General features: G+C 70.8%; 15 protein-coding genes and 1 riboswitch. Of the genes, 10 read left to right on the forward strand and 5 right to left on the reverse strand.

Annotated elements, in window-relative coordinates:
• Positions 1 to 14: 14 nt before the first annotated feature.
• From cyoB to MD221_RS02505, 7 genes are all read left to right on the forward strand, one after another.
• Positions 15 to 2,042, forward strand: a complete 2,028-nt coding sequence (gene cyoB, locus MD221_RS02475; protein WP_242107561.1) for a cytochrome o ubiquinol oxidase subunit I — start codon at positions 15 to 17, stop codon at positions 2,040 to 2,042.
• Positions 2,035 to 2,670 (forward strand): cytochrome o ubiquinol oxidase subunit III, encoded by a 636-nt coding sequence (gene cyoC / locus MD221_RS02480; RefSeq protein WP_242107563.1) that lies wholly within the window; start codon positions 2,035 to 2,037, stop codon positions 2,668 to 2,670. Before cyoB ends, cyoC begins: the two co-directional genes overlap by 8 nt.
• On the forward strand, positions 2,667 to 3,071 hold the full coding sequence (gene cyoD, locus MD221_RS02485) for a cytochrome o ubiquinol oxidase subunit IV (protein WP_242107565.1): 405 nt from the start codon (positions 2,667 to 2,669) through the stop codon (positions 3,069 to 3,071). The genes cyoC and cyoD overlap by 4 nt, the downstream gene beginning before the upstream one ends.
• Positions 3,072 to 3,135: 64 nt before the next feature.
• Complete coding sequence (locus MD221_RS02490) at positions 3,136 to 3,891, forward strand: SURF1 family protein (RefSeq protein WP_242107567.1); 756 nt, start codon at positions 3,136 to 3,138, stop codon at positions 3,889 to 3,891.
• Positions 3,892 to 3,953: 62 nt separating this feature from the next.
• Entirely contained in the window at positions 3,954 to 5,291 is a 1,338-nt protein-coding gene (locus MD221_RS02495) for an ATP-binding protein (RefSeq protein ID WP_242107570.1), read from the forward strand.
• Positions 5,288 to 5,827: a response regulator transcription factor gene (locus MD221_RS02500; RefSeq protein ID WP_242107572.1), complete on the forward strand. Its 540-nt coding sequence runs from the start codon at positions 5,288 to 5,290 to the stop codon at positions 5,825 to 5,827. The genes MD221_RS02495 and MD221_RS02500 overlap by 4 nt, the downstream gene beginning before the upstream one ends.
• A 225-nt stretch (positions 5,828 to 6,052) precedes the next feature.
• Positions 6,053 to 8,956 (forward strand): protein kinase domain-containing protein, encoded by a 2,904-nt coding sequence (locus MD221_RS02505; RefSeq protein ID WP_242107574.1) that lies wholly within the window; start codon positions 6,053 to 6,055, stop codon positions 8,954 to 8,956.
• A 21-nt stretch (positions 8,957 to 8,977) separates the two neighbouring features.
• On the opposite strand, the gene MD221_RS02510 is transcribed toward MD221_RS02505, so the two are convergent.
• Entirely contained in the window at positions 8,978 to 9,568 is a 591-nt protein-coding gene (locus tag MD221_RS02510) for an ECF-type sigma factor (RefSeq protein WP_242107576.1), read from the reverse strand.
• A 64-nt stretch (positions 9,569 to 9,632) separates the two neighbouring features.
• Here MD221_RS02510 and MD221_RS02515 point away from each other — a divergent pair, with 64 nt between their 5' ends.
• On the forward strand, positions 9,633 to 10,670 hold the full coding sequence (locus MD221_RS02515; protein ID WP_242107578.1) for a methyl-accepting chemotaxis domain-containing protein: 1,038 nt from the start codon (positions 9,633 to 9,635) through the stop codon (positions 10,668 to 10,670).
• Positions 10,671 to 10,678: 8 nt separating this feature from the next.
• On the opposite strand, the gene MD221_RS02520 is transcribed toward MD221_RS02515, so the two are convergent.
• From MD221_RS02520 to crcB, 3 genes are all read right to left on the reverse strand, one after another.
• Positions 10,679 to 11,971 carry an NTP/NDP exchange transporter gene (locus MD221_RS02520; protein ID WP_242107581.1) on the reverse strand — a complete coding sequence of 431 codons (1,293 nt, stop codon included), beginning with the start codon at positions 11,969 to 11,971 and terminating at the stop codon, positions 10,679 to 10,681.
• Positions 11,972 to 11,981: 10 nt separating this feature from the next.
• Positions 11,982 to 12,995, reverse strand: a complete 1,014-nt coding sequence (locus MD221_RS02525; RefSeq protein WP_242107583.1) for an aldo/keto reductase — start codon at positions 12,993 to 12,995, stop codon at positions 11,982 to 11,984.
• A gap of 182 nt (positions 12,996 to 13,177) precedes the next feature.
• Positions 13,178 to 13,582 carry a fluoride efflux transporter CrcB gene (crcB, locus tag MD221_RS02530; RefSeq protein WP_242107585.1) on the reverse strand — a complete coding sequence of 135 codons (405 nt, stop codon included), beginning with the start codon at positions 13,580 to 13,582 and terminating at the stop codon, positions 13,178 to 13,180.
• An 88-nt stretch (positions 13,583 to 13,670) separates the two neighbouring features.
• A riboswitch (Fluoride riboswitch) is annotated at positions 13,671 to 13,740 on the reverse strand.
• Between the two features lie 166 nt (positions 13,741 to 13,906).
• Between crcB and MD221_RS02535 the strand changes: the two genes are divergently transcribed.
• Together MD221_RS02535 and MD221_RS02540 are read left to right on the forward strand one after the other, a co-directional pair.
• Positions 13,907 to 16,297 (forward strand): winged helix-turn-helix domain-containing protein, encoded by a 2,391-nt coding sequence (locus MD221_RS02535; protein ID WP_242107586.1) that lies wholly within the window; start codon positions 13,907 to 13,909, stop codon positions 16,295 to 16,297.
• A 111-nt stretch (positions 16,298 to 16,408) separates the two neighbouring features.
• Entirely contained in the window at positions 16,409 to 18,424 is a 2,016-nt protein-coding gene (locus MD221_RS02540; RefSeq protein WP_242107587.1) for an LVIVD repeat-containing protein, read from the forward strand.
• An 87-nt stretch (positions 18,425 to 18,511) separates the two neighbouring features.
• Here the strand turns inward: MD221_RS02540 and MD221_RS02545 are convergent, their stop codons facing one another.
• A complete protein-coding gene (locus tag MD221_RS02545; protein ID WP_277928872.1) occupies positions 18,512 to 19,903 on the reverse strand; it encodes a replication-associated recombination protein A in 1,392 nt (463 codons plus the stop codon).
• Between the last annotated feature and the right edge of the window lie 75 nt (positions 19,904 to 19,978).

The raw sequence follows: 19,978 nt of genomic DNA on the forward strand, positions 1-19,978 counted from the left end.
TTCCTGGAGCTTCCATGTCCGTCCCCGTCGAACAACCGCATCCCTCGGGAAGCCTCGCCCGGCTGATCTTCGGCCGGCTCAGCTGGGACGCGATCCCGCTGCACGAGCCGATCCTGCTGATCACCTTCGCCATGGTGGCGGTCGGCGGCCTGGCCCTGCTGGCGACGATCACCCGGTACCGCCTGTGGGGCTACCTGTGGCGCGAGTGGTTCACCAGCATCGACCACAAGAAGATCGGCATCATGTACATCGTGCTCGGCCTGGTGATGCTGCTGCGCGGCTTCGCCGACGCGATCATGATGCGCCTGCAGCAGGCGATGGCCTTCGGCGACAACCTCGGCTACCTGCCGCCCGAGCACTACGACCAGATCTTCACCGCCCACGGCGTGATCATGATCTTCTTCGTGGCCATGCCGCTGGTCACCGGCTTCATGAACTACATCGTGCCGCTGCAGATCGGCGCGCGCGACGTCGCCTTCCCGTTCCTCAACAACTTCAGCTTCTGGATGACCGCCTGCGGCGCGGGCCTGGTGATGGCCTCGCTGTTCCTGGGCGAGTTCGCCAAGACCGGCTGGCTGGCCTATCCGCCGCTGTCCGGGATCGCCTACAGCCCCGGGGTCGGCGTCGACTACTACATATGGGCGCTGCAGATCGCCGGCGTCGGCACATTGCTGTCGGGCATCAACCTGATCGCCACCATCGTCAAGATGCGCGCGCCGGGCATGTCGATGATGAAGATGCCGGTGTTCGCATGGACCTCACTGTGCACCAACGTGCTGATCGTGGCCGCGTTCCCGGTGCTGACCGCGGTGCTGGTGCTGCTGTCGCTGGACCGCTACGCCGGCACTAACTTCTTCACCAACGACCTTGGCGGAAACGCCATGATGTACGTGAACCTGATCTGGATCTGGGGCCATCCGGAGGTCTACATCCTGATCCTGCCGGTGTTCGGCATCTTCTCCGAGGTGGTGTCTACCTTCAGCGGCAAGCGCCTGTTCGGCTACGCCTCGATGGTCTACGCGACGGTGGTGATCACGATCCTGTCGTACCTGGTGTGGCTGCACCACTTCTTCACCATGGGCTCGGGCGCCAGCGTCAACTCGTTCTTCGGCATCACCACGATGATCATCTCGATCCCGACGGGCGCGAAGATCTTCAACTGGCTGTTCACCATGTACCGCGGCCGCATCCGCTTCGAGGTGCCGATGCTGTGGACGGTGGGCTTCATGGTCACCTTCGTGATCGGCGGAATGACCGGCGTGCTGCTGGCGGTGCCGCCGGCCGACTTCGTGCTGCACAACAGCCTGTTCCTGATCGCGCACTTCCATAACGTGATCATCGGCGGCGTGCTGTTCGGCCTGTTCGCCGGCATCAACTTCTGGTGGCCGAAGGCATTCGGCTTCAAGCTCGACCCGTTCTGGGGCAAGTGCTCGTTCTGGTTCTGGCTGACCGGCTTCTGGTTCGCCTTCGCGCCGCTGTACGTGCTGGGCCTGATGGGCGTGACGCGGCGCATGAGCCATTTCGACGATCCCTCGCTGCAGATCTGGTTCCAGATCGCCGCCTTCGGCGCGGTGCTGATCGCCATCGGCATCGCCTGCATGCTGATCCAGTTCTACGTCAGCATCCGCCGCCGCCACCAGCTGCGCGACGAGACCGGCGATCCCTGGCAGGGCCGCACCCTGGAGTGGTCGACGTCCTCGCCGCCGCCGGACTACAACTTCGCCTTCACCCCGGTGGTGCACGACAACGACGCCTGGCACGACATGAAGCAGCGCGGCTTCGAGCGCCCGACCGCCGGCTTCCTGCCGATCCACATGCCCAGGAACACCGCCGCCGGCTTCGTGATCGCGATCCTGAGCACGCTGTGCGCGTTCGCGCTGATCTGGCAGATGTGGCTGGTCGCCGGCGTGTCGTTCGCGGCCATGCTGGCCGCGGCCATCGCCCACACCTTCAACTACAAGCGCGACTACCACATCCCGGCGGAGCAAGTGATCGCCGTGGAGAACGCGCGCACGCAGCAATTGGCCGCCGCCCATGTCTGACGCCCACGCCATCGCCCTCCATCACCCCGACGGGCGCCCGGTCTTCCTCGACGCCGCGGGCAGGCACCATCCGGAGAACGGCACCCTGCTCGGGTTCTGGCTCTACCTGATGAGCGATTGCCTGGTGTTCGCCTGCCTGTTCGCCGTCTACGGCGTGCTCGGGCGCAGCTACGCCGCCGGCCCCTCGGGCGCGGACCTGTTCGACCTGCAGCTGGTGGCGATCAACACCTCGATGCTGCTGCTGTCCTCGATCACGTATGGATTCGCGATGATCGCCATGCAGCAGCGCAAGGTCGGCGCCGTGCAGGCCTGGCTCGCGGTCACCGGGCTGTTCGGCCTGGCCTTCATCGGGCTGGAGCTGTACGAGTTCGCGCACCTCATTCACGAGGGCGCCGGTCCGCAGCGCAGCGCCTTCCTGTCGGCGTTCTTCGCCCTGGTCGGCACCCACGGCCTGCACGTCACCTTCGGCATCGTCTGGCTGGTGACGCTGATGGCACAGGTCGGCAAGCACGGCCTGACCACGGAGAACCGCCGCCGCCTGACCTGCCTGTCGATGTTCTGGCACTTCCTCGACGTCGTCTGGATCGGCGTCTTCACCTTCGTCTACCTGATGGGAGTGCTGCCATGAGCTCGCCCGCCAACCGCGACCATCCCCACGATCACGCCGGACACGGCCACGACGGGCACCACGACGAGGGCGCCCACGGCAGCCTGCGCGGCTACGTCATCGGCTTCGTGCTCTCGGTGGTGCTGACCGCGATCCCCTTTTGGCTGGTGATGGGCAAGGTCATCCCCGGCTCGGGCATGACCGCGTTCGTGATCCTCGCCTTCGCCGTCGTGCAGATCCTGGTGCACATGGTCTACTTCCTGCACATGAACACGAAATCGGAAGGCGGCTGGAACATGCTGGCGCTGATCTTCACCCTGGTGCTGGTGGTGATCCTGCTGGCCGGCTCGCTCTGGGTCATGCATCACCTGAACACCAACATGATGCCGATGTCGCCGCACGACATGCGCAACATGCCCTGAGGCGGAACGGAGCGGCGAGCCGCAGGCACGCGTCCGCGTCCGCCCTCCTTCGCCGATCATGCAGATGCGCCAGCACACCCCCAAGCGTCCGCGCGGCCCGATCGCCCTGGCCGCGATGTCGCTGCTGTTCCTGATCGGCATCGCCGGCTTCCTGGCGCTCGGCATCTGGCAGGTCGAGCGCCGCGCCTGGAAGCTGGCGCTGATCGAACGCGTGGAATCGCGCATCCATGCCGCACCGGGCGCCGCGCCCGGGCCCGCCGAATGGCCGCAGGTTTCCGCCGCCCGCGACGAGTACAGGCACGTGCGCCTGCGCGGCCGCTTCCTTTCCGGGCACGACACGCGCACGCAGGCGGTCACCGAGCTCGGCCCGGGTTTCTGGCTGCTGTCGCCGTTCCGCACCGACGACGGCGCGCTCGTGCTGGTCAACCGCGGCTTCGTTCCTGCCGGCTGGAACGAGTCCGCGGATGCGAATCCCGCCCTCGCCGCCGGCGTGACCGGCCTGCTGCGCATCAGCGAGCCGGGCGGCGGCTTCCTGCGCAGGAACGACCCCGCCCGCGACCGCTGGTATTCGCGCGACGTCCAGGCCATCGCCGCCGCGCGCGGACTGGGGCCGGTGGCGCCCTATTTCGTCGACGCCGACCGGGAAGGCGCCAGGGACGCGACCGGGCCGCGCTGGCCGGTCGGCGGCTTGACGGTGGTGCGCTTTCGCAACAACCATCTGGTGTACGCGCTGACCTGGTTCGGCCTCGCGTTGATGGTCGCGGCCGCCGCCTGGCGCGTGGCGCTGGAGGAGCGCAGGCGTCGCGCCGCGCTCCTCTGACCCTCTCCCGCAGGCGGGAGGGCGCTATTGTTGCGGCCCGACCGCGTTCGTCCGGAAAAACGATGCAGGCCCCCCCCCCAGCCCGCCCGCTCCAGTACGCCGCACCCTCGGTGATCGGGCCGCGCGGCGGCGTGCCGTCGATGCATCCGCTGATCCAGTTGCGCTGGATCGCGGTGATCGGGCAGATCGCGACGATCGTCTTCGTCCACTACGGCTTCGGCATCCGCCTGCCGTTGCTGCCGATGGCGGTGGTGCTGGCCTGCCTGGTGGCCTTCAACCTGTTCAGCATGCTGCGCTGGCGCAACCGCGAGGAAGTCGGCAACAACGCGCTGTTCCTCGCCCTGCTGGTGGACGTGGTCACGCTCACCGCCCAGCTCTACCTCAGCGGCGGCGCCGCCAATCCCTTCGTGTTCCTGTACCTGCTGCAGGTGGCGCTGGCGGCGGTACTGCTGCGCTCCTGGTCGAGCTGGGCGGTGGCCGCGGCGGCCAGCCTCGGCTTCATCGGGCTGGCCATGTTCCCGGGCCCGGTGACGATCCCCGCGCACCCGGACCGCGGCCTGGCCGATCCCTACGTGCAGGGCTTGCTGCTGTGCTTCGTGCTCAACGCCACGCTGCTGGTGGTGTTCATCACCCGCATCGGCCGCATGCTGCGCGCCCGCGACGCGCGCCTGGCCGACCTGCGCCAGCGCGCCGCCGAAGAGGAGCACATCGTGCGCATGGGCCTGCTCGCCTCCGGCGCCGCGCATGAGCTGGGCACGCCGCTGGCCACGCTGTCGGTGATCCTGGGCGACTGGAAGCGCATGCCGCCCTTCACGCAGCAGCCCGAGCTGCTGCAGGAACTGGACGAGATGCAGACCCAGCTCAACCGCTGCAAGGCCATCGTCACCGGCATCCTGCTCTCGGCCGGCGAGGCGCGCGGCGAGGCGCCGGCGCAGACCACGGTCGGGGCCTTCCTCGACGAGCTGGTCGCCGAATGGCGCAACACCCGCCCGGTGCGCGTGTTCGACTACGCCAACCGCTTCGGCGAGAATCTGGCCATCGTCTCCGATTCGGGCCTGAAGCAGATGATCTGCAACGTGCTCGACAACGCCCTGGAAGCCTCGCCCGGCTACGTCGCGCTGGAGGCCACGCGCGAGGGCGACGACCTGGTGCTGACGGTGCGCGATGCCGGTCCCGGTTTCGCGCCGGCGATGCTGTCGCACTTCGGCAAGCCCTACCAGTCGAGCAAGGGACGCCCCGGCGGCGGCCTCGGCCTGTTCCTGGCCCTGAACGTGGCGCGCACGCTCGGCGGCAGCATCACCGCCGGCAACCGCGAGGCCGGCGGCGCGGCCGTGGTCGTCACCCTGCCCCTGTCCGCGCTCACCCTGACGGACCCTCCCCTCAATGGACATGCGCGATGACCGCTGAACCGCGCCGATTGCTGATCGTGGAGGACGACCTCGCCTTCGCGCGCACCCTCAGCCGTTCCTTCGAGCGGCGCGGCTACGAGGTGCGCACGGCGACCGCGCTGGACGAGATCGCGCCGGTGCTGCGCGACTATTCGCCCGGTTTCGCCGTGGTCGACCTCAAGCTGGCAGGCGGCAGCTCCGGCCTGGCCTGCGTGCAGGCGCTGCACGCCCACGACCCGGCCTTGCTGATCGTGGTGCTGACCGGCTACGCCAGCATCGCCACCGCGGTCGAGGCGATCAAGCTCGGCGCCTGCCATTACCTCGCCAAGCCGTCCAATACCGACGATATCGAGGCGGCGTTCGAGCGCGCCGAGGGCGACGCCACGGTGCAGCTCACCGAACGCCAGACCTCGATCAAGACGCTGGAATGGGAACGCATCCACGAAATGCTCGCCGCCACCGACTTCAATATCTCCGAGGCCGCGCGGCGCCTGGGCATGCATCGCCGTACCCTGGCCCGGAAACTCGGCAAGCATCGGGTGAAGTGAACGCTGGCCGCGGCACGATGTCCTGTCCGGCCGCCTCACCGCGAATGCACGGAGGAGCGAGATTGGAAACGGGAGTATCGGCGAAGCCAACCATGCGGTCGGGGGATCTTTCGATTGCGACGACAGCCCGCTTTGCCGGCGCAGGCCGGTACGCACTAGAGGCGCAAGGCGCATGATATCGATGCCAATGCCCATCTCCTCCCCCGCCATGCCCCGGCGTTCGCCATGACCACGCCATCGGTGGCGGCCCGTGCGCTGGCGGCATTCGATGCCTACGCCGAGCTGGACGAACCCGGACGTACCCAGGCGCTCGACCTGCTGCAGGTCAGCGATCCGGAACTGCATGCCGAGCTGCGCCTGCTGCTGCACGCCGATGCCCACCCGGGGCTGCTGCAGACCTCGCCGGTCGACATCCTGGCCCACTGCCAGTCGCCGGCCACGGCGGCGGGCGAAGCCGCCTCCGACGCGCGGATGGGCACCCTGCTCGGCCCCTGGCGCATCGACGCCATCCTCGGCTCCGGCGGCATGGGCACGGTGTACCGCGCCCATCGCGACGACGGACAATACCTGCAGACGGTCGCGCTCAAGTGCGTGCGCACCGAGATCCCCTCACCCGTGCTCGCCGATGCGATCCGCAACGAGCGGCACGCGCTCGCCCGCCTCAGCCACCCCAACATCGCCTCGCTGCTCGATGGCGGCATCGATCCCCAGGGGCACCCCTGGTTCGCCATGCAGCTGGTGCAGGGCGAACCGATCGACCGTTGGTGCGATGCGCGCACGCTCGGCCTGCGCGAGCGGGTGGCGCTGTTCGTGCAGGCCTGCGAAGGCGTGGCCTACGCGCACGGCAAGGCCACGCTGCACTCGGACATCAAGCCCTCCAACGTCCTGGTCGACGACGACGGCCGGCCGATGTTGCTCGATTTCGGGCTGTCCTCGCTGACCGCGCCCGACTGGACGCAGGCGCAGCCGCGCGTCGCGATGACCCTCGGCTACACCGCTCCCGAAGCCCTGCACGGCGCCGGGAACAGCGTGGCCGCGGACGTCTATGCCCTGGGCGCGGTGCTCTATCGCCTGCTCTGCGATCAATGGCCCGCCGATGTCATGCCCTTGCGTGCCGGGTTGCCGCCGCCACTGGAAGATCCGCGATGGCGGCCCCGGCCGCCAAGCAAGCTGGTGGCGAACATGCCGGCGAAGGCGGTCGAACTTCGCCGCGCGACCTCGGCCGCTGCGCTGCGGCGCCAGCTTGCCGGCGACCTGGACAGCATCGCCATGAAATGCGTCGCGCCCGACCCGGCGTACCGCTACCGCTCGGTCGCCCAGTTGCAGGACGAGTTGCGCCGCTGGCTGTCGCTGCGCCCGCTGCAGGCGCGCGAGGGCGACGCGGGCTATCGGCTGCGCCTGTTCGTGCGCCGCAACAGGCTGGCCGTGGCCCTGGGCGTGGGAGTCGTCGCCTCGCTGGCGCTGGGCGCGGGCATCGCCTACCGGCACAGCTATCTTGCCGAACGGGAAGCGGAGTCGGCGCGCGACATCAATCGCCTGTTCGAGGACACAATCGGCGCCATGACCCTCACCGGGCTGAGCCAGGCACCGCTGGCGTCGGCGGAAATGCTGCGGGTGGCCGAGCGTCGCCTGCGCGAGCGAGGCGCCTCGGCGCCTCCTCCGATCCGCGCCCTGGGCCTGATGGCGCTTGCCAGGAACTACGCCACCCTCGGCGACTACCGCCATGCCATGAGCATGGTCGAGGAAGTCCAGGGCATGCATCTGACGCAGGCCGACGAGCAGGCCGGCCTGCACGCCACGCTCGCGCGCCTGCTCAACATCCAGTCGCGCTATCCGGAAGCCGCGCGCGCGGCGAACACCGGACTTGAGGCCGCCAGGGAATTGGACGGCCTGGATGGCGACATGGCGCGCCTGTCGCTCACCACCGAGCTGGCGCGCGCGCAATGGGGCATGGCGCGGCTCGACGATGCCAATGCCACGCTGAACCAGGCGCTGGCCTCGGCCGAGGCGATGGCGTCGCGCGACCCCGTCCCCCTGGCCGAACTGCTGACCCAGCGCGGCGCGTGGCGCGCGCAACTGCTGCACTATCAGGACGCCGAACGCGACCTCGCGCGCGCCATCCGGCTGACCGAGAAAAGGGATCCGGTCGCCGCCGACAACGTCCGCGCCGAACTGGCGCATACGCTGTATCTGATCGGCAAGGGCGAGGGAGCGATGGCCGTGGCGCAGACCCTGCTCGCCAACCGGCGCCGCATGCTCGGCGAGAACCATCCGGAAACCGGCAAGGCCTGGGTGCGCCTGGCCGAGAGCCAATACACCAACTCGCAGCTTTCCGCGGCCATGGACTCGGCAAAGAAGGGCGAGGCCATCCTGCGCACGGTGCTCGGCCCCGAACATCCGGAGGTCGGCCAGGCGCTGCAGGTGCTCTCCAGCGTGCATCTGTTCCTGGGCGAGCACGCGGCCAGCCTGGACGAAGCCCGGCGCGCGTTCGACATCGCGATGCGGGCGCATGGCCCCTCGCACCAGGAAACGATCATGGCGATGCGCGGCCTGGCGGCGACGCTGGCCAGCAAGGCTTCCCAGAACCCCGGCAATCCGAAGCCCTGGCCGGAGATCATCGACCTGTTCACGCGCGTGGTCGGCGAAAGCGAACGGCAAGGCCTGCCTGCGTGGGGCGCACGCCTGATGCTGATCAGGGCGCGCCTGCGCTACGGACAGGACCAAGGAGCCGATGCCGAGCTCGAGCGCATCGCCACCGCCCTGACCAAGCTGCTTGGCCCCGGCAACGATCGCGCCCTGCATGCGCGCTATATCCAGGTGGAGCTGTATCAGAAACAGAACCGGCCGCAGGATGCCGAGCGCGCCGCCCGCATCCTGCTGCGCAACGCGGAACAGGCGCTGCCGAGCCTGGCCGGATCCTCGATGGTGTTCAACTCGCACGACATCCTCGGCGACATCGCGCTCGCGCGCGGCGACAGCGCGGCCGCGCGCGCGCATTGGCAAAAGGCTTCCGAAGTCGGACAGCAGCTCGGCGCCACCAGGCAGACGGCGGTGGTCGGCGTGCAGAAGAAGCTGGCGATGCTGGAGCAGACGTCCGCTGCGACGGCCATGAAGCCGCGCGGGCCATGAACGGCGCCGGCGCCGCTTCTCTCAGATCGCCGCCTGCCCCATCTCCTCGCCCAGCTGCTTGAGCAGGTAGGCCCGCGCACGGCGCCAGTCGCGGCGCACGGTGCGCACGGTCAGGCCGAACACGTCCGCGATCTCCTGTTCGCTCAGGCCGCCGAAGTAGCGCAGTTCCACCACCTGGGACAGGCGCTCGTCGATGTCCGCCAGCCCGTCCAGCGCCTGCCCGAGCACCAGCAGCTGTTCCAGGCGCGGCTCCGCGCTCGGCTCGGCGACGTCGTCGAGGTTGGCCTTCTCGGCGCCGCCGCCGCGCTTGTCGGCGAGCATGCGGCGGGCCTCGTCTAGCAGCACGAAGCGCATGGCGCGCGCAATCAGCGCGGTCAGGTGCGGACGGTTCTCCACCGCCAGCTTGGAGCCGGACAGGCGCAGCCACGTTTCGCTGATCAGCGAGGTGGGCGACAGGTGCGGGCCGATCTGCTGGCGGATCTGCGAGCGCGCGATGCGATGCAGGTCCTCGTAGAGCAGCGCGTAGATCCGATGCCAGGCGTCCTCGCGGCCGTCGTGGGCGGCGACCAGCAGCTGCGTGACGCTGTCGGCGAGTTCGGCGTCGGCGCGCACGGGCGCCGGCGGGACGACATCGTGTCCCGCCGAGGGACATGCCTCAGCCTGATTTCCCCGGGTCATGTCCGGAGTGTGCCCCGAAGACCGAAACGAATACAAACGGCCGGCACCATTCACGTTGCGCCCCTGTCACGGAATTGTCATGAACAGAATCGGCGACCCCATCCCCGGCAGCCACGTCTTTTCGGACGTCCTGCGTTTTCCGCCCTCCGGCTTGCCTGGACGGCCCCTGCCCGGCGGTCTCGACGAGGCCATCGGACAGTTGCGCACGAGCGTCGAGCACATGGGGACCAGGCTCGAGCAGGCCTCCAGGACATTGCCGCAGCAGCCGGGCGGCCGGGCAGATGCGCTCTCCAGCCGGCTGAACGACGCCCTCGCCCGCGGCGACCGCGCCGTGCGAGGAATTTCCTCGGCCTCGACGCCGGCCATCGAGCGCTTCCCGCTTGCGCAGAGCGACGATGTCGTGCGCGACGGCGTGGCCGCGATCGACCAGGTCACCAACGCCGTCAGCCAGGCCGCCACGGCGGTCGGCGACATCGCCTCCGTGGTGCAGCGGATCGCCGCCCAGATCAGCGCCATTCCCGGCCCCGTGGGCCAGGTCGCCGGCGCGGTATCGCAGGTCGCAGGCGCGGTCGATCGCCTCTCCGGTGCCGTCGACCAGTTGTCCGGCACCACCGACCGGCTGGCCAATGCGGCCGGTCGCGGCGATCCGGCCGAGCTGCTCGGCGAGGTGGTCGGCGCGGCCAGCGAGATCGCCGACGCGGTGTCGCAGATCGCGCTCGCCGTGGGCGACGTCGCCGATGCGGTGGAGAACCTGTCCGGCCTGGTGAGCTGGATCCCGGGCCCGGTCGGCCAGATCGCGGGCGCGGTCGGCAATATCGCCGGCGGCGTCGACGAGATTTCAGGCGCGGTGAGCAGCCTCTCCGGCGTGGTGAGCCGCATCTCCGGGGCCGCGGCGGATGGCGACTCCGCCGGCGCGCTGTCGGAGGCCTTCGGCTCGATCGACGACGTGGTCGACGCGGCCGTGCAGGTGGCCGGCGCCGCCGGCCGGATCGCGATCGCGGTCGGCCAGATCTCGGCGGCTTCCTCGGGTCTCTGACGCCACCGTCAGGACCGGCCCGCCCCGTCGGCCGAGCCGTGCTCGATGCGCCGATGGGCGCGCGCCAGGGCGCTGCCGTTGAAGGCCCACAGCAGCGCCAGCGCCGCGCCGAGCAGCGCCGCGATCGTCGGCTGCTGCGCCAGCGCGTCGACGCCGGCCTTGAGCCAGCTGCTCAGCGCGTCGGCGCCGCGATAGACCACCGAGTCGACGAAATTCTTGGCCTTGTACTTGGCCTCGGGCGTGGTCACGGTCCACAGCATCTCGCGTCCCGGCCGGATGAAGGCGTATTCGCCGGCGCGCCGCACCACCATCACCACCGCCAGCACGGCGAAGGTCGGCGCCAATGCCAGCCACAGGAAGCCGAACACCGTGATCAGCGGCACCGCCACCAGCAGCACGCCCACGCCCAGGCGCTGCGCCAGGCGCCCGGTGACGAACAGCTGCGACAGGATCGCCAGCGCCTGCACGACCGCGTCGATGGTGCCGAACACCTGCGTCTGCGTGCGCTTGTCGGGGAAGTTGAGCTCCACCAGGCGCGCCTGCTCGAAATAGAGGAAGGTGGTCACGCTCGCCAGCAGCAGCACGAACGCGGCGATGCCGAGCATGAACGGCGAGCGCAGCACGTCGGTGGCGCCGGCCAGCGGGCTGCCGCCGAGCGGGCGCTGCCGCTGCGCGACGTCCTCCGCCGAGAGCGGCCGCGCGTCGCGCCAGCGCTGCGCCGCGCGCGCGGCGAATGCGGCCGCCAACAACAACAGCGCCGACAGCAGCAGCAGTCCGGCATGGCCGACGCTCTGCACCAGGCCCACGCCGAGCAGAGGCCCCACCAGCCCGCCGAGGCTGGCGCCGGCCGCCATCAGCCCGAACAGCCGCCTGGCCTGCCCGGTCGCGAACAGGTCGACCAGCACGCTCCAGGCCACCGAGATCGCGATCATGTTGAAGACCGACAACCAGATGTAGAACACGCGCGCCAGCCAGACGTCGTCGGGCGAAGCCAGGAAGCCGGCGGCGAAGGCGGCCAGATTGATCGCGAAGAAGCCGAACACCCAGTAGAGGATGCGCCGGCGCTGCACGCGCGCGGCGATCCAGCCGAACAGCGGCATCGCCGCCAGCGTGGCGACGAACGTTCCGGTGAACAGCCATTGCAGGTTGTTCACGCCGCCGGTGATGCCCATCGTCTCGCGCACCGGACGCAGCATGAAATAGCCGGCGAACAGCAGGAAGAACAGCGAGAAGCCGGCGACCACGCCGCCGATCTCGTCGTCGGCCAGGCCGAACAGGCGCGCGAGCAGGCGGCGCGGCATCTCCCCGCCCTCAACCCAGCGCCGCGACCAGGGCCGCGCGCTGCTTCGCGTCGAGCACGGCGCCGATGCCGGCTCGCAGATTGTCGGTCTGGTTGTCGGGTTTGGAGGTGGCGGGGATCACCGCCGTCACGGCGGTCGGACCGAGGGCGAATTTCAGGAACAGCTGCGCCCAGGACGTCGCGCCCACCTCCCCGGCCCACGCCGGCACCGGCTTGCCCTTGACCCGGGCGAAGAGCCGTCCGTCGTCGAAGGCGCGGTTGACCATCACCGCGATGCCCAGTTCCTGCGCCAGCGGGAAGATGCGCTGCTCCGCCCCGGGCGCGGCGGGGGAATAATTGATCTGCACGAAATCGGGCTTGAACCGGCGCATGGCTTCGGCCAGTTCCTCATGCGCGCGCTCCAGGTAATGGGTCAGTCCGACGTAGCGGGTCCTGCCCTGCTGCTTCAGCTCCCGCGCCAGCGCCAGCTGCGTCCGCGTGTCGCCCAGATTGTGGACCTGCAGCAGTTCCACCTTGTCGGTGCGCAGGTCGCGCAGCGACTGCTCGAACTGCGCCAGGCCGGCCTCGCGCCCGTCGACGCCGGAGAGCTTGGTCGCCAGGAACAGCTTGCCGCGCACGCCCGCCTCGGCCACCAGCGCGCCCAGCACCCGCTCGGCGTTGCCGTAGGTCGGCGCGGTATCGATCACGGTGGCGCCGGCGTCGACGAAGCGCCTGAGCACCTCGCGCAGCGCGTCGCGGCTGCCGCGCGCCGCGTCGCCGTCGAAATCGGCGACCTCGAACGAGCCCGACGTGCCCATGCCGATCGCCGGCACCTGTTCGCCGCTGGCGGGAATGGTGCGCTTGAGCAGCGTGCCCGCGAACGGCGCGGCGGCGGTTTTCGCGGCTTCGCCGCCGCGCGCGGCCGGCGCGGCGTCGTGGCTGCAGGCGGCCAGCGGCGACAACGCGAGGGCGGCCAGCGACAGCGTACTGCCGGAAATGAAGGCCCGGCGCGAAAGTGGATATGACGGCAGCGGATGTGACGGCATGTGCGACCTCCGGAAAGGCGGCGGCGTCGGCCGAGGAGACGCCAGCCTGCGCCACGGTCAGGGCGCCGTGCAGTGCCATTCGCCATGGCGGCCGATCGCATTCGCGCCCGGGCGATTGCAGCCGCGCCTCGCGCTTGCAGTTCCGCGCCTGGATCGCCGCGGCGCGGCGGCGCGGGCGCCCGTCAGCCGGCCGGATGCAGCATCGCCGCCGCGCGCGAGCCCGCCCAGACCAGCAGCAGGCCGAGGAACACGCTCGCCGACAGGTATACCAGCGTCAGTTCGCCGCGTTGCGAGCGCGCGTAGAGCAGGCATTCGAGCATCAGCGCCGAGAACGTGGTGAGTCCGCCAAGGACGCCGACGATCAGGAAGGCGCGCAGGTACAGCGCCGACGGTCCGCGTCCTTCAAGCATGACCGCGACGAAACCCACCGCAAACGAGCCCGCGAGATTCACCGCGAAGGTGCCCCAGGGAAAACCGTCGCCGAACTGGCGCAGCAGCCAGCCGCCCGCCCAGAAGCGCCCGGCGGCGCCGAGCGCTCCGCCGGCCATCACCAGCAGCAATTGCCACCACCACCCCGCCGGGGTCATGGAAGCACCCTGAAAGATGAGGAAAAATACATAGTTAGCCCTTGTATTTGATGTGATTTCAAAGGGCGCGCGCCTGCCGCCCTTGCTGGGTTCGGCAGGCATCATCAGCTGGCGCGTCGGGCCGGCGGTTCGGGGAGGATGCCATCTCCGCGTTCGGGTGCAGCCCGCGCATTATGCCTGCGGGCGCCGTGCGCATGCGCATGGCCTCACGTGCCGCGCGGCGCTCGTCATCGCCGTCGCCGATGCGCGATCATTGCGCCCCCCTTCGCGAAATCCGCGGCGCCGTCGCGGGCTTCCGAGAACGGAAGAGCCTCCCCCGCTTCCATGACGATTCTCCGTTATCGCTTCGGCGATCATTCGCTCGACCTGGGCAAGCGCGAGCTGCGCCGCGCCGAGGTTCCGGTGCTCCTCCCGGCACGGGTGTTCGAGTGCCTGTGTTTCCTGATCGAGCATCGCGACCGCGCCGTCAGCCGCGACGAACTGGTGCAGGCCGTGTTCGGCCGCGCCGACGTGTCCGACGCGCAACTGGCGCAGATCGTGGTGCGCGCCCGGCGCGCGGTCGGCGACGACGGCCACGAGCAGCGCTCGATCCGCACCGTGCCGCGCTACGGCTTCCGCTGGATGGAGGAAACGTCCGTCGAAACGGACGCAGAGCCTGCGCGGGTCGTGCCCGCCGCCGTCCCGGCGCCGACATCGACATCCGCATCCGTGCCGACGTTCGCGCAGGCCGACGGCGCGCGCGTGGCGCCGGCGCCTCCGTCACCGGCGCGCGCCCGACATCGCTGGCGCTGGCTCGCCATCGCGGCCCTGCTGCTGGTCCTGGCGGCCTGGGGCATCGCGCGCCTGGACTCGTCGCGCACGCAGCCGGCACCGGCCGCGGCGCTTCCGCCCGCCGGCCGCGCGCTGATGGTGCTGCCCAGCGAGATCGAGGACCGCGAGAACGCCAGCTGGGCGCGCCTGGGCCTGATGGATTTCGTCGGCGACCGCCTGCACCGCGCCGGGCTGCGGGTGCTGCCCAGCGAGGCGGTGCTCGGCGTGCTGCGCGAACACGGTGCGGACGATCCGCAGCTGCTGCGCCGCGCCTCGCGCGCGGACTGGATCGTCAGCAGCCGCGCCGAGCGCCTGTCCGACGGCTGGCGGGTCACCCTGGTGGCCAGCGACGCCGGCGGCATGGAGCAGCGCGGCCAGGCGCGTCACGCGGACCTGCTCGAGGCCGCGCGGCTGGCCGCCGACCGCCTGCAGGCGGCGCTGGGCGGGCGCCTGCCTGCCGGCGAGACCGGGCAGCCGGGCCTGGCCGAACGCCTGCAGCGCGCCCGCGCGGCGATGCTGGCCAACGAGATCGAGACCGCGCGCCGCATCCTGGCCGAAGCGCCGGAACTGCAGCGCGCCCAGCCGCTGCTGCGCTACCAGCTGGCGCGCGTGGATTTCCGTGCCGGCGAGTACGCGCGCGGCCTGGAGACGCTCGACGGCCTGCTGGCCAGCGAGGAAGTGCGCCGCGACCCGGTGTTCCGGATGCGCGTGCTCAACGCGCGCGGCGCGATGCTGATCCGGCTGGAGCGCTACGACGCCGCCGAGCGCGACTACGACGCGGTGGTGGCGCTGGCCGGCGACGGCGGCCGCCATCCCGCCGAGCTGGGCCAGGCGCTGAGCGGACGCGCGGTGGTGCATTCGACGCTGCGCCGCTTCGACCGCGCGCTGGCCGACTACGGCAATGCCCGCGTGCAGATGGCCGCGGCCGGCGACGCGCTGGCGGTGGCGCGGGTGGATGCGAACCTCGGCATCCTGGAGATCGATCGCGAACGCCCCGCCCAGGCCCTGCCCTATCTGCGCAAGGCGGTCGAGGATTTCCGTTCGATGGGCGCGGTGAACGAACTGGCCACGCTGCGGCGGATGCTGATCGCCGCGCACCTGCAGCTGCTGCGACCGGACGCCGCGCTGGCCGAGAGCGAGCGCGCCTGGGCGATGCTGGAGCGCGTCCGCGACCCGATGCAGCGCGCCGACCTGATCCTGGTCCGCGCCGAGGCGCTGATCGCCGCCGGCGGCCTGCGCGAGGCGGCGCGGCTGCTGGAGATGCCCGAGGCGGCCCACCTGGCGGCCGCCGACCACGGACGCCTGGACTACCTGCGCGTGGAACTGGCCCTGCGCGGCGGCGCGCTGCGCCAGGCGGTCGCGCTGGCCGACCGCAGCCTGCGCGACTGGCCGCGGCAGCAGAACCCGCGCCTGCGCGGCTGGATGCGGCTGCGCCGGCAGCAGGCGGCGCAGGAGGCGGACCTGGACACGGCGCCGGGCGCGGTGGCCAGCCAGGATGCGTCCCTGCCCGGCCGCCTGCTCGGCGCCCTGGAGCAGGCCGCCGTGGAACCCCGGGCGCCCGGCGACACCGCCGCCGAGGACGGCTACCGCGCCGCGCTCGCCCTGGCCGAACAGCGCGGCATCCCCCAGGAGATCGCCGCCGTGGTCGAGCCCTACGCGCTCTGGCTGCTGCGTCGCGACCGCCGCGACGAGGCCGCCGCGCTGATCGGCCGGGTCGCGCCTTGGGCCGAATACGACTTCGACATGGCGCTGCTGCAGTTGCGGCTGGCGCGCGGCGACGGGCAGCGCGGGCAATGGCGCACCGCCTTCGCGCACGCCGCGGCCCTGGCGGGCGAGCGCCGCATCCCCGCCGAGCTCGATCCGGACGCCGCCGCGCGCGCCGAAAATCGTGACCGGTCGCAATAAACCGTCGATGGGCACGGCCTTGTCACGCGATCGTCAAGCGCTTGGAATGCCGCCGGCGCGGCGCGGCGGCAGGGTCCGGTCACCGACATCCCCTCCAGGAGTGCGAGACCCATGACCCACAAGCTGCTAGCCGCCGCCCTGCTGTCCGTCCTCGCCGCTGCCGCTCCGGCCTCCGCCGCCACGGCCCCCGCCGCGCAGGCCTCGGCCAGCAGCCGGCCGCTCGAACTGTCGCTGATCCGCGGCGGCGCGGTGCGCGCCGCGCCGATCGCCAACGGGCGCTTCGTCTACATCGCCACCGGTCGCGTGCTGGCGACCTGGGACTACCGACGCCCCGAGCGCCCGTTGCGCCTGGGCGTCACCTCGCCGGCCGAGGGCGCGATCAACGCGCTCACCCGCAACGGCGACTATCTCTACGCCACCTGGCGCGGCCACGACGGCACCGGCGGCGTGACCGTCTACTCGCTGGTCAATCCGGCCAGGCCCAGGCTGGTGGCCGACCTGCCCTATTCGCCGGACGGGGACCAGTTCGCCATCGGCGTGGTCGCCGCCAACGGCCACCTGTTCCTGTTCGACAACAACCAGGGCGTGTTCGTCGGCGACCTGTCCAACCCGCGCAAGCCGGCGTTCTCGCCGGCCGGGATCGGCGTGCCCGTGCAGTACAACAAGCTGGTCGCCTACGGCAATACGGTCTACGCCACCGGCCGCAGCTGGCTCGGCGGCACCGTGCTCGACCTCTACGACGTGAGCAACCCGCGCGCGCCGGCCAAGATCGCCAGCCACCTGGTCGACGGACTGGACAGCTTCAGCCTGACGCCGGAGAAAGGCGGCGCGGTGGGCGTGGGCAACCAGCTCAGCCTGTTCGACCTCAGCAACCCGCAGCAGATGGTGCGCCGCGGCTTCCTCGACATCGCGCCGGCCACCTACGGGCTGCGCCTGGGCGCGTATTTCTACAGCTTCGGCTACAGCGACGGCCTGGACGTGTGGAACATCGGCAACGCCGATGCGCCGCGCGCGGTCGGCCATCTCGACGTCTCCTCCCTGGGCGGCCACCACGCGCTGGCGCTGGGCGACACCGTCCTGCTGCAGACCGACACCGACCTGGTGCATTCGCTGGACGCGCGCACGCCGGCCAAGCCGCGCCGCGTCGCCACCTCCTGGCTGCCCGGCGGCGTCGGCGCCCGCGACATCGCCCTGTGGCGCGGAGCGCCGCTGCTGCTGCAGCCCAACTACGGCTTCACCCTCAACGATCCGCGCGAGCTGACGCCGCTGGTGCGCGTGGAGGCCGACCTGCCGCCGTACCTGCAGTCGCGCAGCTTCGAGCAGACGCAGGTGGTCGGCGACCGCGCCTACCTCGCGGCCTGGGGCTACGGGCTGCTGATGTACGACCTGTCCAATCCCAGGCGCCCGCGCGAGAGCGGCCGGCTGTCCTTCCCCTTCGCCGCCACCTTCGACGTCCAGGGCAAGTACGCCTACGTCGCCAAGTGGACCAACGGCGGCCTGCTCGGCGTGGCCGACGTGTCCAAGCCGGAGACGGCGGAACTGGTGTGGGCCGACGGCCTGGCCTCGCAGCCTTACCGGGTCAAGGCCGACAAGGGCTACCTCTACATCGCCGAAGGCCGGGAGATGGGCGCCGCGGACACCGGCGGCCTGCGCGTGTACAGCCTGCGCAATCCGGCCGATCCGGTGCTGGTGCGCCGCTTCGACCAGGGCTGCGGCTCGGCCTTCGATCTGAGCATCGACAGCGACGTCTCGCTGGCCTATCTGGCCTGCGAGAGCGGCATGCAGATCATCGACGTCTCCAAACCCGAATCGCCGGTGCTGGTGGGCAGCTACGCCTCCAGCGGCGGCTCGGACTACAACAAGGTGGCGCAGCGCGGCGACCGCGCCTGGTTCGCCGACACCGAAGGCCTGCACGAGTTCGACGTCTCCGACCCGGCGCGGCCGAAGCTGCGCAAGACCACCAATGTCGGGCACCAGGTACCGCAGCGGCTGTTCGCCGATCCCTATGGCCGCCTGTGGGTGCTGGGCGGGGAAACCGGCGTGCAGGTGTTCGGCCATGGCCGGCCCTGGCCGCTGCCGCACGGATTGGATCCGCTGCCGATGGACGGCGGCGGAATCGCCCGCTGAAAGCGCCGCGGGCGCCCCGTCCCGCACGATTTGCGATGACACGCGCCCCGGTCTTCGGGGCGCGTTTTTTTCGGATCGCGCCTTCCGTCAGGACTCACCTTCGCCGCGCGCCCGCTCGCGCGCCTGGCGCAGCGCGTCGAGCTTCTCCTTGAGCTTGATCTCCAGACCGCGCGCGACCGGCGCGTAGTACACGCGCTCGCCCATCGCGTCCGGGAACCCGGTCTGGTCGAGCGCGATGCCGTCCTCGGCGTCGTGGTCGTACTGGTAGCCCTTCGAGTAGCCGAGCGCCTTCATCAGCTTGGTCGGCGCGTTGCGCAGGTGCAGGGGCACGTCCTGCGTGCCGTACTCGGCCACGTCGCGCCTGGCGGCGTTGAAGGCGGCATACGCGGCATTGGACTTGGCGGTGCTGGCCAGGTAGATCGCCAGCTGCGCCAGCGCCAGCTCGCCTTCCGGGCTGCCCAGGCGGTCGTAGGTGTCCCAGGCCTCGATGGCCATCGCCAACGCGCGCGGATCGGCCAGGCCGACGTCCTCCACCGCCATGCGCGTCAGGCGCCGCGCCAGGTAGCCGGGATCGCAGCCGCCGTCGAGCATGCGCGCGAGCCAGTACAGCGCCGCGTCGGGGTTGGAGCTGCGCACGGACTTGTGCAGCGCCGAGATCTGGTCGTAGAACTGCTCGCCGCCCTTGTCGAAGCGGCGCGTGCGGTCGGCCAGCACCTGCTCGAGGATGGAGTCGGTGATGGCGCCGGTCGCGTCCGCGCCGCCCTCGCCGCCCCCGTTCCCGTCGGCGAGCTCGGCGGCGATCTCCAGCAGGGTCAGGCCGCGGCGCACGTCGCCGTCGGCGGCGGTGGCGATCAGTTTCAGCTGCGCCTCGCCGATGACCAGGCCGCGCCCGCCGAGGCCGCGTTCGGCGTCCTCGAGCGCGTGGCGCAGCGCGCGCGCGATGTCCTCGGCCGAGACCGCCTCCATCACGTGCACGCGGCAGCGCGAGAGCAGCGCCGAATTGAGCTCGAAGGACGGGTTCTCGGTGGTGGCGCCGACGAACAGGATGGTGCCGCGCTCGATGTGCGGCAGGAACGCGTCCTGCTGCGCCTTGTTGAAGCGATGCACCTCGTCCACGAACAGCACGGTGCGCCGTCCCTCGGCGAAACGGTGCGCGGCCTCGGCCAGTACCTGGCGCACCTCCGGCAGGCCGGAGAGCACCGCCGAGATGGCGTGGAAATGCGCGTCGGCGTACTTGGCCAGCAGCAGCGCCAGCGTGGTCTTGCCGCAGCCGGGCGGCCCCCACAGCACCATCGAATGCACGTGCCCGGCCTCGATCGACTTGCGCAGCGCCGTGCCGGGCGCGAGCAGGCGGCGCTGCCCGACCATGTCGTCGAGCGTGCGCGGGCGCATGCGCTCGGCCAGCGGGCGCAGCGCCTCGCGGTCCACCGTCAAGAGGTCGCCGGCATCGTCGGCCGGCCGGGCCTTACGTTTCGTCACGCGGCTGTGATTCCTGTCGTGGTTAGCATTCGCGGTGTGACCGGCGGCTTGTGCTTGGTTCCTTCATCGGTCGTT

Origin of the sequence: Luteimonas aquatica, from assembly GCF_022662575.1 — a bacterium.
GTDB classification, from domain to species: Bacteria; Pseudomonadota; Gammaproteobacteria; order Xanthomonadales; family Xanthomonadaceae; genus Luteimonas; species Luteimonas aquatica.

Coding starts and splice junctions, on each gene's coding strand:
- cyoB (WP_242107561.1), top strand. CDS start 15: ATGTCCGTCCCCGTCGAACAACCGCATCCCTCGGGAAGCCTCGCCCGG.
- cyoC (WP_242107563.1), top strand. CDS start 2,035: ATGTCTGACGCCCACGCCATCGCCCTCCATCACCCCGACGGGCGCCCG.
- cyoD (WP_242107565.1), top strand. CDS start 2,667: ATGAGCTCGCCCGCCAACCGCGACCATCCCCACGATCACGCCGGACAC.
- MD221_RS02490 (WP_242107567.1), top strand. CDS start 3,136: ATGCGCCAGCACACCCCCAAGCGTCCGCGCGGCCCGATCGCCCTGGCC.
- MD221_RS02495 (WP_242107570.1), top strand. CDS start 3,954: ATGCAGGCCCCCCCCCCAGCCCGCCCGCTCCAGTACGCCGCACCCTCG.
- MD221_RS02500 (WP_242107572.1), top strand. CDS start 5,288: ATGACCGCTGAACCGCGCCGATTGCTGATCGTGGAGGACGACCTCGCC.
- MD221_RS02505 (WP_242107574.1), top strand. CDS start 6,053: ATGACCACGCCATCGGTGGCGGCCCGTGCGCTGGCGGCATTCGATGCC.
- MD221_RS02515 (WP_242107578.1), top strand. CDS start 9,633: ATGTCCGGAGTGTGCCCCGAAGACCGAAACGAATACAAACGGCCGGCA.
- MD221_RS02520 (WP_242107581.1), bottom strand. CDS start 11,971: ATGCCGCGCCGCCTGCTCGCGCGCCTGTTCGGCCTGGCCGACGACGAG.
- MD221_RS02525 (WP_242107583.1), bottom strand. CDS start 12,995: ATGCCGTCACATCCGCTGCCGTCATATCCACTTTCGCGCCGGGCCTTC.
- crcB (WP_242107585.1), bottom strand. CDS start 13,582: ATGACCCCGGCGGGGTGGTGGTGGCAATTGCTGCTGGTGATGGCCGGC.
- MD221_RS02535 (WP_242107586.1), top strand. CDS start 13,907: ATGACGATTCTCCGTTATCGCTTCGGCGATCATTCGCTCGACCTGGGC.
- MD221_RS02540 (WP_242107587.1), top strand. CDS start 16,409: ATGACCCACAAGCTGCTAGCCGCCGCCCTGCTGTCCGTCCTCGCCGCT.